13 protein-coding genes and 1 tRNA gene are annotated in these 13,141 nt (G+C 72.1%); 10 read left to right on the top strand and 4 right to left on the bottom strand.

Annotated features, from left to right (window positions below; all coding sequences use genetic code 11):
* Positions 1-999 (bottom strand): SMI1/KNR4 family protein, encoded by a 999-nt coding sequence (locus ACFC0G_RS14620; RefSeq protein WP_376402586.1) that lies wholly within the window; start codon positions 997-999, stop codon positions 1-3.
* A 263-nt stretch (positions 1,000-1,262) separates the two neighbouring features.
* Between ACFC0G_RS14620 and ACFC0G_RS14625 the strand changes: the two genes are divergently transcribed.
* Both ACFC0G_RS14625 and ACFC0G_RS14630 read left to right on the top strand, forming a co-directional pair.
* Entirely contained in the window at positions 1,263-1,775 is a 513-nt protein-coding gene (locus ACFC0G_RS14625; protein WP_376402589.1) for a YwqJ-related putative deaminase, read from the top strand.
* A gap of 10 nt (positions 1,776-1,785) precedes the next feature.
* Positions 1,786-2,280, top strand: coding sequence for an SUKH-3 domain-containing protein (locus ACFC0G_RS14630; RefSeq protein WP_376402592.1), 495 nt, complete (start codon positions 1,786-1,788; stop codon positions 2,278-2,280).
* 74 nt (positions 2,281-2,354) lie between these two features.
* Here ACFC0G_RS14630 and ACFC0G_RS14635 read toward each other — a convergent pair whose 3' ends face one another.
* Complete coding sequence (locus ACFC0G_RS14635) at positions 2,355-3,677, bottom strand: sensor histidine kinase (protein ID WP_376402595.1); 1,323 nt, start codon at positions 3,675-3,677, stop codon at positions 2,355-2,357.
* Between the two features lie 146 nt (positions 3,678-3,823).
* Between ACFC0G_RS14635 and ACFC0G_RS14640 the strand changes: the two genes are divergently transcribed.
* The 3 genes from ACFC0G_RS14640 to ACFC0G_RS14650 all read left to right on the top strand — a co-directional run bounded on the left by ACFC0G_RS14640 (position 3,824) and on the right by ACFC0G_RS14650 (position 6,546).
* A tRNA-Gln gene (locus ACFC0G_RS14640) sits at positions 3,824-3,895 on the top strand.
* Positions 3,896-4,004: 109 nt separating this feature from the next.
* Positions 4,005-5,450: a bifunctional UDP-N-acetylglucosamine diphosphorylase/glucosamine-1-phosphate N-acetyltransferase GlmU gene (gene glmU / locus ACFC0G_RS14645; RefSeq protein WP_376402598.1), complete on the top strand. Its 1,446-nt coding sequence runs from the start codon at positions 4,005-4,007 to the stop codon at positions 5,448-5,450.
* A gap of 121 nt (positions 5,451-5,571) precedes the next feature.
* Complete coding sequence (locus ACFC0G_RS14650; RefSeq protein WP_056649212.1) at positions 5,572-6,546, top strand: ribose-phosphate diphosphokinase; 975 nt, start codon at positions 5,572-5,574, stop codon at positions 6,544-6,546.
* A 61-nt stretch (positions 6,547-6,607) separates the two neighbouring features.
* Here ACFC0G_RS14650 and ACFC0G_RS14655 read toward each other — a convergent pair whose 3' ends face one another.
* Together ACFC0G_RS14655 and ACFC0G_RS14660 are read right to left on the bottom strand one after the other, a co-directional pair.
* Complete coding sequence (locus ACFC0G_RS14655) at positions 6,608-7,486, bottom strand: serine hydrolase (protein ID WP_376402603.1); 879 nt, start codon at positions 7,484-7,486, stop codon at positions 6,608-6,610.
* On the bottom strand, positions 7,483-8,430 hold the full coding sequence (locus ACFC0G_RS14660) for a LysR family transcriptional regulator (protein WP_376402606.1): 948 nt from the start codon (positions 8,428-8,430) through the stop codon (positions 7,483-7,485). The genes ACFC0G_RS14655 and ACFC0G_RS14660 overlap by 4 nt, the downstream gene beginning before the upstream one ends.
* Positions 8,431-8,516: 86 nt before the next feature.
* Here ACFC0G_RS14660 and ACFC0G_RS14665 point away from each other — a divergent pair, with 86 nt between their 5' ends.
* The 5 genes from ACFC0G_RS14665 to ACFC0G_RS14685 all read left to right on the top strand — a co-directional run bounded on the left by ACFC0G_RS14665 (position 8,517) and on the right by ACFC0G_RS14685 (position 13,107).
* Positions 8,517-10,139: a penicillin-binding transpeptidase domain-containing protein gene (locus ACFC0G_RS14665; RefSeq protein WP_376402609.1), complete on the top strand. Its 1,623-nt coding sequence runs from the start codon at positions 8,517-8,519 to the stop codon at positions 10,137-10,139.
* A gap of 201 nt (positions 10,140-10,340) precedes the next feature.
* Positions 10,341-10,928 (top strand): 50S ribosomal protein L25/general stress protein Ctc, encoded by a 588-nt coding sequence (locus ACFC0G_RS14670; RefSeq protein WP_376402612.1) that lies wholly within the window; start codon positions 10,341-10,343, stop codon positions 10,926-10,928.
* Between the two features lie 126 nt (positions 10,929-11,054).
* Positions 11,055-11,651, top strand: coding sequence for an aminoacyl-tRNA hydrolase (pth, locus tag ACFC0G_RS14675; protein ID WP_376402615.1), 597 nt, complete (start codon positions 11,055-11,057; stop codon positions 11,649-11,651).
* A gap of 42 nt (positions 11,652-11,693) precedes the next feature.
* On the top strand, positions 11,694-12,137 hold the full coding sequence (locus tag ACFC0G_RS14680; protein WP_376402618.1) for a hypothetical protein: 444 nt from the start codon (positions 11,694-11,696) through the stop codon (positions 12,135-12,137).
* 130 nt (positions 12,138-12,267) lie between these two features.
* Entirely contained in the window at positions 12,268-13,107 is an 840-nt protein-coding gene (locus ACFC0G_RS14685; protein ID WP_376402620.1) for an LPXTG cell wall anchor domain-containing protein, read from the top strand.
* The last annotated feature ends 34 nt before the right edge of the window (positions 13,108-13,141 follow it).

Consider the following 13,141-nt stretch of genomic DNA (forward strand, 5'->3'; position numbering starts at 1 on the left):
TCACTCCCCTACCGCGACCACGGGCACGGCGCGCGCGAAGCCGCCGTCCACCATCAGGTTCGCCACCGTCTCCAGCTCCGGCGGATTGCCGGCGAGGCGCTGCAGGAACGCGTCGAAGTCCTCACCGCAGGGCAGCAGCAGCCGCTGCACCCGCTCGGCCACCGTCCAGCCCGCCGCCTCCGGCCCGGAGTCCCGCGCGTCGTCGTACGCGCAGAACCACACCGAGCCGATCGCGTCGCCCCGCACCTTCACCGCGACCAGGCCGCCCTGGACGAAGGCGACGCCCAGATAGTCCTTGGTCAGGTGGTCGCGCAGACACTTGTTGACGTAGACGAGGTCGTTGACCCCCGCCTGCTCCCGCACCGTGAAGAACGGCTGGTCGACCAGGAGCCCCAGCTCGGCGTCGAGCGCCGCGCCCACCGGCGCGCACCCGCCCGCCGCCTTCAGGAACGAGCGGTACGCGCCGGGCAGCCGGTAGCCGAGGTCCTCCTCGACGCCCTGGAGCTGCGACTCCGACACCGACACGAGCGTCTTCGGCAGGCCGAAGTGCGCGGGACGGGTCTCCTGGAGCGGCCGCGTGCCGCGCTTCCCGTGATCGACGGCGGCCGTCGCCACCCCACCGTGGTGGCGCAGCAGCGCCTTCACCTCGACCGGCACGAGTTCCATCCGACGACTGCGCGCCACGTGGTGCCAGGTCCAGCCGTGCGGGGTCGCCACCGACGGGATCGTGTCCCACAGCTCATGACCGGTCGCCGCCATCGCCGCGTTCGCCGACACGTAGTCCGTGAGACGCAGCTCGTCGACGCCGAAGCCCTCCGGAGGGTCGGCGATCTCCGCCGCCGCACGCGCGTACGGCGAGAAGTCCGGGTGGCCGTGCTCGTCGATCCGTACCCCTCTGGGGTGACGGCCGGCGCGGACCGGATCCGGAAAATGCACGACCTGCCCGGCGTAGGCCGCGTTCGGTGGCGCGGTGTCCTGCCCGAGCCGACCTGTCGTCATGGCGGTTGCCCCCTGCACTGGCGTCGCTGACTGCTGCTAGCTGCTACTGCTGCTACCGACTGATCTGGCACAGCCTATGCGCTGCCACAAGAGCCCGAACGGCCCCCGCCCGACGGTGACCAAGTGTCACGACGCCATGACAGTTGCACCATGATTCCGACACACCGGCCCCACCAATCGCGCCCCCAGCTTCCCCATATGGCTCCCTATTTGGCAGGCTGTGCACGCAACTCGGGGGATTGCAGGAGGGGAAGACCAGCACCATGCAGACAGCAACGACGCCCACACAGGGTGACCCACGCCTCAACTGGAGCAGCAGCGCCGAGGCCACGCGTGCGCCCTTACTGCGACACCGCCGCGACGGAATCCTCCCCACCGTCGGGGCCGCCCTCTCCGTACGCGGCGAGACCCTCACGTGCACCGCGGGCCGCGGCGACCGCCCGCCCCTCCTGCACGCGCTCGTCCAGGACTTCCTGGACACCCTCACCAGCAACCAGCGGGAACGCTTCACCGGGCGCTGCCCCGAGGCGATCCTGCTCTCCCGGCACCTCACCGCCACCGAGAACGGCCGTTCCAAGCGCGCCCAGCGCAAGCCGCTGACCCCCGGCGAGGCCCGCCGGTCCCTCAAGCACGCCAAGCTCACCGCCCGGCGCATCAGGGAGGACGGCGACCCGCTCCACGGCAGTTACGCGGCACCCTGTCGCTCCTGTACGGCGATGCTCGCCCACTTCGGTGTCCGCACCGTCGACCCCACGACACCTGTCGAGAACGGCTGACCGCACCCCCATGCCCGACCACCTCAGCACCACGCGCTTCCCGGTCAACGTCGACGCCGCCCTCCGCGAGGCCGGCTGGCAGCCCGGCCGCTGGGACATCAAGCTCGCCGAGGAGTGGGCGGACGCCCTGCGCGCCCACGTCTCCCCCGCCGGGCACCGGCACAGCGTCTTCCCCGCGGCGGTCGAGGCCTGGGCGGAGTTCGGCGGCCTGCGGATCACCTCGCCCGGGCACGGGCGGACGATAGCGCCCACGACCGTCCGCTTCGACCCGCTCGCCGGACTCCACCTCGCGCGCACCCTCGCCGACCTGGGGCGCGCGCTGGAGAGCGAGCTGGCGCCGCTCGGGGAGGAGGGCGAACACCAGGCCGTCCTCGCGATGGACGCCGAGGGCCGGGTCTACAGCCTCGACCACGCCGGCGACTGGTACCTCGGCAAGGACATCGACGCGGCCCTGTCGACACTGATCACGGGCGTCCAGCCGACGCGCCTGACGACGGCGGGATAGGAAGCGGGCGCCCTTCGGCCCTCACGGCGGGGCAGGACCGGGAAACCGAGGGCCCCGGACCCCCTACTCCCCCGTCACTCCCCCGTCGGGAGCACGGCCGACACGCGGAACCCGCCCGCGTCCGTCGCGCCGGACACGAACACGCCGCCGAGCCGCGAGACCCGCTCCCGCATCCCGACGATCCCGTTCCCGCCACTCGGCAGCCGTGCGTCCGAGCCGCCGGCGTCCGACGGACAGGGGCCGTTCTCCACCTGCATCGCGACCTCGGCCTCCCGGTGCGCGAGCCGCACCACGACCGCGGCGCCCACCGCGTGCTTGTGGACGTTGGTCAGCGCCTCCTGCACCACCCGGTACGCCGTACGCTCCACCTCCGGCGGATACGCGCGCGCCTCCCCCAGCACCACGAGCTCCACGACCGCCCCGGCGAGCCGCGACTGCTCGCACAGCGCCTCCAGGGCGTCGAGGCGCGGGCCGTCGTCCGCGGCGGCCTCCGCGGCGGCGGCAGCGGCCCGCCCCACGGCGGCGAGCGGGACCGCGGCCGGAGCGACGGGCACGGTCTCCTCCCTGAGCACGCCCAGCATCTCCCGCAGCTCCGTCAGGGCCTGCCGCCCCATGTCGCCGACCAGGGCGGCGTTCCGCACGGCCTTCTGCGGATCCTTCAGGGCGACCGCCTGGAGCGCCGCGGCGTGCACGACCATGAGCGACACCCGGTGGGCGACCACGTCGTGCATCTCCCGGGCGATCCGGGTCCGCTCCTCCTGCCGCGCCCACTGCGCGCGCTGCTCGGCCCGGTCCGCGAGGAGCGACAGTTCCTGCTCCAGGCTGTCGGCCCGCTCGCGCAGGCTCTCCATGAGCCGGCGCCGGGCCCCTATGTAGAGGCCGAAGAGGACCGGCGGCGCGTTGAGCCCGAGGGTCATGAAGAGCGACACGACGAGTACGTACCAGCCGCTCGGATCGAGGTCCGGCTGACCGACGTCCGCCTGTGCGACGTCCTGGCGCATCCGCACCACGGTCACCACGAAGACGGCGACGGTCGACATCGAGGCGAGGACGGCGGTGATCCGGCGCGGCACCTCGGAGGCGGCGAGCGTGTACAGCCCGACGATCCCCATCAGGTAGCCCATCTCGGCGGGCGTGACGGCCATGGAGACGAGGACGACGGAAATCGGCCACCGCCGCCGCACGAGCAGCGCGGACCCGACGATCAGCCCGAACAGCACCCCGACGGGCACGGGCAGCCCGGCCTTCTCGGCGAACCCGACCCCCTCGAACCCGCACTCCAGCGCGGACACGAGGGCGAGCCCCACATCAAGAACGACACTCCGCCGTCTTCCCCACCACCACCAACTCCCCGAACGAACGCCCGCAGCGTCCCGATCTGCCCCCGTTGTGGTCATGCCCTCCACCCTACGGGCGCCCGTCTGCGCTTTTGCGTCGCGCGGAGCACCGGGCTATACCGTCGCACGGAAGGCTGCTGGTACGGCATAGTGGATGCCGCCGGGGCACAGGACTGACGGCATGTCCGTTTTGGCCCCAGGTGCTATCCCCTGTGGTGTAATTGGCAGCACTGAGGCTTTTGGTGCCTTATGTCCGGGTTCGAGTCCTGGCGGGGGAGCTTCTTCATTCGGGTCCTGACCACCACGGTCGGGACCCGCACTCATGTCCGCCCCCCGGCCCCCCGGTATCCTTCGTGCGTCCACCACCCAAAGCCGAAGGGCATTCCCGTGAGCGCCAACCGCCCGGCAGCCGTCGTCGTCCTCGCAGCGGGTGAGGGCACCCGCATGAAGTCGAAGACCCCCAAGGTCCTGCACGACATCGCCGGGCGTTCGCTCGTCGGACATGTCGTGTCCGCCGCCCGGGAGCTGGAGCCCGAGCACCTCGTCGTGGTCGTCGGGCACGCCCGTGAGCAGGTGAAGGGTCACCTGGAGGCGCACTACGCCGGGACCCGGACCGCCGTCCAGGAGGAGCAGAACGGCACCGGGCACGCCGTGCGGATGGCCCTGGAGGAGCTGGGCTCCGCGCCGGACGGGACCGTCGTGGTCGTGTGCGGTGACACCCCGCTGCTGTCCGGGGAGACGCTGCGGGCCCTGGCCGGCACGCACGCCGCCGACGGCAACGCCGTGACCGTGCTGACCGCCGAGGTGCCGGACTCCACCGGCTACGGCCGGATCGTGCGGGACGCCTCCGGCGCCGTCACCGAGATCGTCGAGCACAAGGACGCCTCCGCCGAGCAGCTCGCGATCCGCGAGATCAACTCCGGCGTGTTCGCGTTCGACGGCAAGCTGCTGGCCGACGCGCTCGGCAAGGTGCGGACGGACAACAGCCAGGGCGAGGAGTACCTCACCGACGTCCTGTCGATCCTGCGCGAGGCCGGCCACCGCGTCGGTGCCTCCGTCGCCGGCGACCACCGCGAGATCCTCGGCATCAACAACCGGGTGCAGCTCTCCGAGGCCCGTGCGCTGCTGAACCAGCGCCTCCTCGAGCAGGCCATGATGGCCGGCGTCACGGTCGTCGACCCCGCTTCCGTCTTCGTGGACGTGACGGTGACCTTCGAGGCCGACGCCGTGATCCTGCCCGGTACGCAGCTGCTCGGCGCGACGCACGTCGCCGAGGACGCCGTGGTCGGCCCGAACACCCGCCTCAAGGACACCCGGGTCGGCAAGGGCGCCCGCGTGGACAACACCGTCTCCGACACCGCCGTGGTCGGCGACGGCGCCTCCGTGGGGCCGTACGCGTACCTCCGTCCGGGCACGAACCTCGGCGCGAAGGCCAAGGCCGGCACGTACGTCGAGATGAAGAACGCGACGATCGGCGAGGGCACCAAGGTCCCCCATCTGTCGTACGTGGGCGACGCGACCATCGGCGAGTTCACGAACATCGGTGCCGCGAGCGTCTTCGTGAACTACGACGGCGAGGCCAAGCACCACACGACGGTCGGCTCCCACTGCAAGACGGGTTCGGACAACATGTTTGTGGCTCCCGTCACCATCGGGGACGGCGCCTACACCGCCGCCGGCTCCGTGATCACGAAGGACGTCCCGGCCGGTGCGCTGGCCGTGGCCCGGGGCCAGCAGCGGAATATCGAGGGTTGGGTGGCCCGGAAGCGGCCCGGCAGCGCTGCCGCGCAGGCCGCTCAGGTCGCCTCGGAGAACCCCACAAGCGAAAGCTGACCGGAAACGGGTGCGTCGAACTCGGCGTACCGTGATACGTGCACACAAATTCGGCTGGTTCGCACACGCGCTCGCAGGGCGTGGGTCCGCGGCCAGAGAACACGTCTGAGGAGACAGTGCTGTGACCGGGATCAAGACGACCGGCGAGAAGAAGCTGATGCTCTTCTCCGGCCGCGCCCACCCCGAGCTGGCCGAGGAGGTCGCGCACCAGCTGGGCGTCGGTCTCGTTCCCACCAAGGCGTTCGACTTCGCCAACGGTGAGATCTACGTCCGCTTCCAGGAGTCGGCCCGCGGCGCGGACTGCTTCCTGATCCAGAGCCACACGGCTCCGATCAACAAGTGGATCATGGAGCAGCTGATCATGGTCGATGCGCTGAAGCGGGCCTCGGCCCGGAGCATCACCGTGATCATCCCGTCGTACGGCTACGCCCGTCAGGACAAGAAGCACCGCGGTCGCGAGCCGATCTCGGCCCGTCTGGTCGCGGACCTGCTGGAGACGGCCGGTGCGGACCGCATCCTGACCGTGGACCTGCACACCGACCAGATCCAGGGCTTCTTCGACGGCCCGGTGGACCACCTGTCGGCGCTGCCCGTCCTCGCCGACTACGTCGGTGCGAAGGTCGACCGCGCCAAGCTGACGATCGTCTCCCCGGACGCCGGCCGCGTGCGCGTCGCCGACCGCTGGTGCGACCGTCTCGACGCGCCGCTGGCGATCGTGCACAAGCGCCGCGACAAGGACGTCGCCAACCAGGTCACCGTCCACGAGGTCGTCGGTGACGTGAAGGGCCGCGTCTGCGTCCTGGTGGACGACATGGTCGACACCGGTGGCACGATCTGCGCCGCCGCGGACGCCCTGTTCGCGCACGGTGCCGAGGACGTCATCGTGACGGCCACGCACGGCATCCTGTCGGGCCCGGCCGCCGACCGCCTGAAGAACTCCAAGGTCAGCGAGTTCGTCTTCACGGACACGCTGCCCGTGCCGGGCGCCCTTGAGCTCGACAAGATCACGGTCCTGTCGATCGCTCCGACGATCGCGCGCGCCGTGCGCGAGGTGTTCGAGGACGGTTCGGTGACGAGCCTCTTCGAGGAGCACTGAGCCACGGTTCGGTGAGTGAGAGAGGCCGCTTCCCCTTCGGGGGAGGCGGCCTCTTCCGCGTTCACGGGGTCCTGAGCGCGTCCACCGCGATCCTCGCCGCCGCGCCGATCACCGCGTCCGCCGCGGGCAGTGTCACGTCCGTGGAGGCCGCGCGGGTGAAGACGGCCACGGCGTACCGCCCGCCGTCGGGGTACTCGACGACGCCCGCCTCGTGCCGGAGCGTGGGCAGGGAGCCGGTCTTCCCGCTGACCCGGACGTCGTCGAAGGGGAAGCCTGCGGCGAGCCGGTGGCTCCAGGCCTGACGGCCGAGGAGGGCCCGCAGCTCTTCCCCGTACTCCCCCGGGCAGACCTCGTCGCGCCAGACGGCGGCGAGCAGGGCGGTGATCTCGCGGGGGGTCGAGCGGTTGGTGCGGGTCGGGTCGAGGGCGCGGAGCCGGGCGACGACGGCGGGGTCGGTGAGTGCGGTGGGTTCGCCGTGGGCGTCCTCGCGGACGGTCGTGAGGAGTTCTCGCATGGTCTGGACGGCGTGGGTGCGGGTCAGCCCGAGGCCGGTCATGGTGGCGTTGACGGTGTCGAGGCCGAGGGCGTCCCAGAGGAGGTCGGCGGCGGTGTTGTCGCTGACGGCGACGGCGAGGCTCGCGAGGTCGCGGAGGGAGAGCCGGGCGGCGTCGCGCATGACGGAGAGGCCGGTGGCGCCGGGGGCGCGGTCTTCGGCGGGGATGTCGACGGGTCGGGTGGGGTCGACGAGGCCGAGTGACGCCTGCCGGTAGAGGGTGGCGACGAGGCAGAGCTTGTGGACGCTGGCGGTCGGTACGAGGGTGTCGGAGCCGATGCCGAGTGCGGCGCCCGTGTCGATGTCGGTGGCGTGGAGCTGTCCGGTGACGCCCGCGTCGGCGAAGGCCGCGGTGATGCGGCGGCGGGTTGCGGCATGCGCGGTCACAGGGGGAACTCCGATGCGGGGCGGGGGAAGACCATCCTCGCGGATGGGGCGGTGCGCATGTCCGCGTGGGCGCGGAGGACTGCGTGGGCGGTGTCGGCGAAGAGGCGTACGGCGGGGCTGTCCTTGCCCTCGGGCCAGACGGTGGTGGTGCGCCAGGTGACGGGGGAGCCGTGGAGGGGGCGCCAGACGGTGCCGGCCTCGTCGGGGGTGCGCGGGACGAGGGCGACGGCGCCGCCGGAGAGGACGAGGCCGCGGGTGAAGTCGGCTCCGGTGGCGGCGATGACGGCGGCGGGGGTGCAGCCGTGCCGGGCGCAGGCGGTGAGGGTCTCGTCGTGGAGGGCGGGAGCCTCGGCGCGGGGGAAGAGGACGAGGTCGCGGCCGGTGAGGGCGGCGGCGGGGAGTTCGGGCGGGGTGGCGAGGGGGTCGTCGGCGGCGAGGAGGGCGCCGAGGGGCTGGTGGAGGGTGGGTCCGAAGGCGAGGCCGGGGGCGGGGCAGGGGTGGCGGACGATCCCGACGTCGAGGGTGCCGGCGGTGAGTTCGGCGGTCTGTTCGGTGGTGGGGAGTTCGCGGAGGTCGAGGGTGGCGCCGGGTGAGCGTTCGCGGAAGGCGGTGAGGAGGGCGCTGACGGCGGTGGCGCCGAGGCCGGGGGGTACGGCGGCGCGGAGGGTGCCGGCGGCGCCGCTGTGGACGCGGGCGACGGTGGCGGTGAGCCGGTCGGCGGCGGCGAGGAGGAGGTCGGCCTCGGCGAGGACGAGGCGGCCGGCGGGGGTGAGGGTGGCGCCGCGGGCTCCGCGGTCGAGGAGGCGGACGCCGAGTTCGCGTTCGAGGCGCTGGATGCGCTGGGAGAGGGAGGGCTGGGCCATGCGCAGGCGGGCGGCGGCCCGTCCGAAGTGTTGTTCCTCGGCGACGGTCCTGAAGTACCGCAGGTGCAGGAGCAGGTCCATGAGCAGCAAGGATAGGCATTCGACTATGCCTTGCATGGCCATATGAGTCTTGGACTGGTCGTACGCGTGTCTGTTTCCCTGCCGGTATGACGACACATCGGGCAGGGGTGGGGCGGGCGAGGCGGCGGCGCCGGTGGCCGGCGGTGGTGGTGACGGGCGTGCTGGTGGCGGGGGCCGCCGGGTGGGCGGTCGCGTACGGCCCGTTGAAGGGTGCGGAAGCGCCGAGGACGGCGGATCCCGAGGCGGTGCGGACGGCGCGGGCGTTCCTGAGCAGCTGGGCGGCGGGGGATCTGGCCGCCGCGGCGCGGTTGACGGACTCGCCGGCGAAGGCCGAGGAGACGTTGCGGAACTTCACGGCGGGTCTGGAGATCGCGAAGCCGGTCCTGACGGCGGGCGCGGCCCGTGTGGACGGTGCGGCGGGTGCCGCTGCCCGGGTCCCGTACCGGGCGCGGATGCCGGTGGCGGAGCTGGGGACGTGGTCGTACGGCTCCGAGCTCGCGGTGGCGCGTACGGACGCGGGATGGCGGGTGCGGTGGGAGTTGCCGCTGATCCATCCGCAGCTCAACGACAAGCAGCGGTTCAAGCTGGTGGAGGAGGAGTCGGCGGAACTGGCGGCGGTGGACCGGGACGGGAAGGCGATCTCGGCGGCGGAGCATCCTTCGCTGGTGTCGGTGCTGGGTCTCGGTGGCGGGAAGCCGCGGGGCGAGGTGCAGGTCGTGGACCGGATCACGGGCGAGACGCGGGCGACGGCGGTGCGGTTCGGGCCGGATCCCGGGGAGGGCGGCGGTCCGCTGCGGACGACGATCGACGCGCGGACGCAGGCGGCGGCGGAGAAGGCGCTGGCCCGGCATCTCGACGGGCGGAACGCGGGTCTGGTCGCGGTGCGGATCGACAGCGGCGAGGTGGTCGCGGTGGCGAACGGGCCGGCCGGCGGCTTCAACCGGGCTTTCCAGGGCACGTACGCGCCGGGGTCGACGTGGAAGGTGGTCACGAGTGCGGCGCTGCTCGCGAAGGGGGCGGTGACGCCGGAGACACGCGTGGACTGTCCGAAGTACCTGACGGTCGGCAAGCAGTTCCACAACGTGGAGACCTCGGAGATCCCGGGTGCCTCGTTCCGTGAGGACTTCATCCACTCGTGCAACACGGCGTTCGTGGCGCTGCGGGGGCGTCTCGCGAACGACGAGATGACCGTGTTCGCGAAGGAGTACTTCGGAATCGGTCCGGAGTGGAAGACGGGTGTGGGCTCGGTGGACGCCGAGGTGCCGGTGCCGGCGAGTGAGACGGAGAAGGCGGCGGCGCTGTTCGGGCAGGGGCGGCTGCGGACGAATCCGCTGGCGATGGCGTCGGTGACGGCTACGGCGGTGTCGGGGACGTTCCACCAGCCGCTGCTGGTGAAGGGGGCGGAGCAGCCGGCGGTGGCGACGAAGCCGCTGCCGGGGGCGGTGGTGAAGCAGTTGCGGTCGCTGATGCGGGACACGGTGACGGACGGGTCGGCGAAGGTGCTGGCTGGGGTGCCCGGCGAGGTGGGGGCGAAGACGGGAACGGCCGAGGTGACGGAGGACGGGAACAACAACGGCTGGCTGGTCGCGTACGACGGCGAGATCGCGGTGGCGTGCGTGGTGGAGGGGGCGGAGAGCGGTTCGGGGTCGGCGGGTCCGGTCCTCCGCGACCTGCTGGCGGAGCTGGCCGGGGGTGGCGCGGCGGGCTGACGGCCGGCGGGGTGTCGGTTGATCCATTTGGGCGGTCCGGCGGCGGCGGGTAGACTGCCGTAGTTGCTCGGCGAGGGAGGCCGTACCCGTACGGATGTACAGGGTCACGGCGGTCCGTTATCGACGCGCTCTTCGTAGCAGGCCATCGCCAGTCGTGGCCGGGTGACCACTTGTTTCGTCACCATCTACGAGGAGTGCAACATGTCCGAGGTCAAGCTCGCCGCCACCGTCCGCTCGGAGTTCGGCAAGGGCGCCTCGCGCCAGCTGCGCCGCGCCTCCCTGGTCCCCACGGTCCTCTACGGCCACGGCACGGACCCGGTCCACATCTCCCTCCCGGCCCACGAGCTCGGTCTGGCGCTGCGTACGCCGAACGTCCTGCTCTCCCTGGACATCAACGGCGCCAACGAGCTGGCGATCCCGAAGGCCGTCCAGCGTGACGCCATCAAGGGCTCGCTCGTGCACGTCGACCTCATCCTCGTGAAGCGCGGCGAGAAGGTCACCGTCGAGATCCCCGTGCAGGCCGAGGGCGAGCTCGCCGCCGGTGGCAACCTGCTGGAGCACGTGCTCAACACCCTCTCCGTCGAGGCCGAGGCCACCCACCTCCCCGAGTCCGTCACGGTCTCCGTGGAGGGCCTGGAGGCCGGCGCCTCCGTCCTCGCCAAGGACATCACCCTCCCGAAGGGCTCCACCCTGGTGACCGACGCCGACGCCGTCGTCCTCCAGGTCCTGGCCGCGCAGGCCGAGGAGCCGTCGGCCGAGGCCGAGGCCACCGAGGGTGCCGAGGCCTGAGCCGTAGGCTCTGCCTGACGTGACGGGGTGACGGGCCGTACGGCCCGTCACCCCGTTTCTCTTGCCCCCGCACGGACGCGCGTACGGATACGCGTACGGATACGCATACGAGGAGACCTGACGCACATGACGGACGACGCCAACGCCCCCTGGCTGATCGTCGGCCTCGGCAACCCGGGGCCCGAGTACGCGGCCAACCGCCACAACATCGGCTTCATGGTCGTGGACCTGCTGGCCGAGCGGATCCGCGGTTCGTTCAAGCGGGCGCAGAAGGCCCAGGCGCAGGTCGTCGAGGGCCGCATGGGTCCCCCCGGGCCTTCGAGCCGCCGGGTGGTCCTCGCGAAGCCGATGTCGTACATGAACCTGTCGGGCGGTCCGGTGACGGCGCTGCGCGACTTCTACAAGGTGCCGACGGCGAACATCGTGGCGATCCACGACGAGCTGGACATCGACTACGCGGTGCTGCGGCTGAAGATCGGCGGCGGCGACAACGGGCACAACGGTCTGAAGTCGATGACGAAGGCGATGGGTCCCGAGTACCACCGGGTGCGGTGCGGGATCGGGCGTCCGCCGGGCCGGATGCAGGTCGCGGACTTCGTCCTGAAGGACTTCTCGTCGACGGAGCGCAAGGACCTCGACTGGTTCGTGGACCGGGCGGCGGACTCGGTGGAGTGCCTGGTCGCGGAGGGCCTGGAGCGGGCCCAGTCCGCGTACAACTCGTAGGGTTCCTGGCGCCGCGAACGTACGACTGTACGATCGCGGGTCATGACGCACGTCCGTAACGCCGCCATGGCCCTGGTCACCCTGCTCCTCGTCGTCGGGGGTGCGTGGGCGTCGTGGGACTCGGCCCAGCACGTCCTGCTCGCCAAGGGCCGTGAGCACGGGACGCTGACGGTGACCGGCTGCACGGAGGAGACGTGCAGCGGTACGTACGCCTCCGAGGACCCGGCGTCGACGCGGCGGACGCTGACGATCGAGGCCTCGGTCGCGGCGGAGAAGGGCGTGACGATCCCGGTGGTGGTGAAGCCGGGCACGGACGAGGGCGTACGGACGGGGTGGGGCGGCGGTCTGCACGCGTGGCTGCCGCTGGGCGGTGCGCTGCTGCTCGCGGCGCCGGTGATCGGCGGCGGGCTGCGGATGACGCGGACGGCGTGGTCGCTCGCGGGGGTGGGCGGGGCGCTTCTCGTCTCCGCATTCTTCGCACTCTGACCGATACCGGAGATACTGCCGAGTCCGGCGCGATCGTTATGAACCTCTGGGTTAAGGATGGCTTAAAGCCACGGATAGGCTGCCTCCGCCACCTCCCACGGCATCCCTCATCCCAGATGGACGACTGCACATGCGACGCTCCCTGATACCTGCCGCCGCGCTTGTCGCGGCCATGGCAGGCTCCCTCGTTCTGGCCCCCGCCGCGCTCGCGTCCGAGGGCCCCAAGCCGCTCCCGCTGCACCAGATCGAGTCCCTGCCGCTGACCGCCGGCGAGTTCGGCGAGAAGGGCGACTGCCCGACCGTTCCGGCCGGCAAGGACGGCTGGCACTTCGTGCTCCCCGGCAGCGGCAAGGGCGACTCCGCCGTCTTCACCAAGCTGACGGTCGAGTTCGAGCCCGGCGGCGAGCAGACCATCACGGTCTTCGGCCCGCCGAGCGACAAGCACGCCTACGCGACCTCCGAGCCGGGCGCGAAGCTCGTCTCCGCCTCGGCCGAGGTCGACGGCACGGTCAAGCAGGGCTGGTTCAACCTGTCCCACACCTGCCCCGCGGGCGTCACCACGACGCCGTCGGGCACGCCGTCGGGCACGCCGTCCGAGACCCCCTCGGAGACCACCCCCGGCACCCCGACCGAGACCCCCTCGGAGACCACCCCGGGTACCCCGACCGAGACCCCCTCGGAGACCACCCCGGGCACCCCGACCGAGAGCGTCTCCCCGACGGGCACCCCTGGCGCCTCCGAGACCCCGGGCTCCTCCGAGACCCCGGGCGGCACGGAGTCCCCGTCGGCCACCACCCCGGCCGGCGAGACCGCCGGTACCGGCACCGGTGGCACCGACACCAAGGGTGAGGGCGACCTCGCCGAGACCGGTTCCAGCGCCCCCGTCGGCGTCCTCGCCGCCGTCGCCGTGGCCCTCGCGGGTGCCGGCGCGTTCCTGGTGAGCCGTCGCCGCAAGGCGCAGCAGCACTGACGTACACGTAGCCCGTACATGACGGTGCCCCCGC

The sequence above is a fragment of the Streptomyces sp. NPDC056169 genome (assembly GCF_042268445.1).
GTDB lineage: Bacteria > Actinomycetota > Actinomycetes > Streptomycetales > Streptomycetaceae > Streptomyces.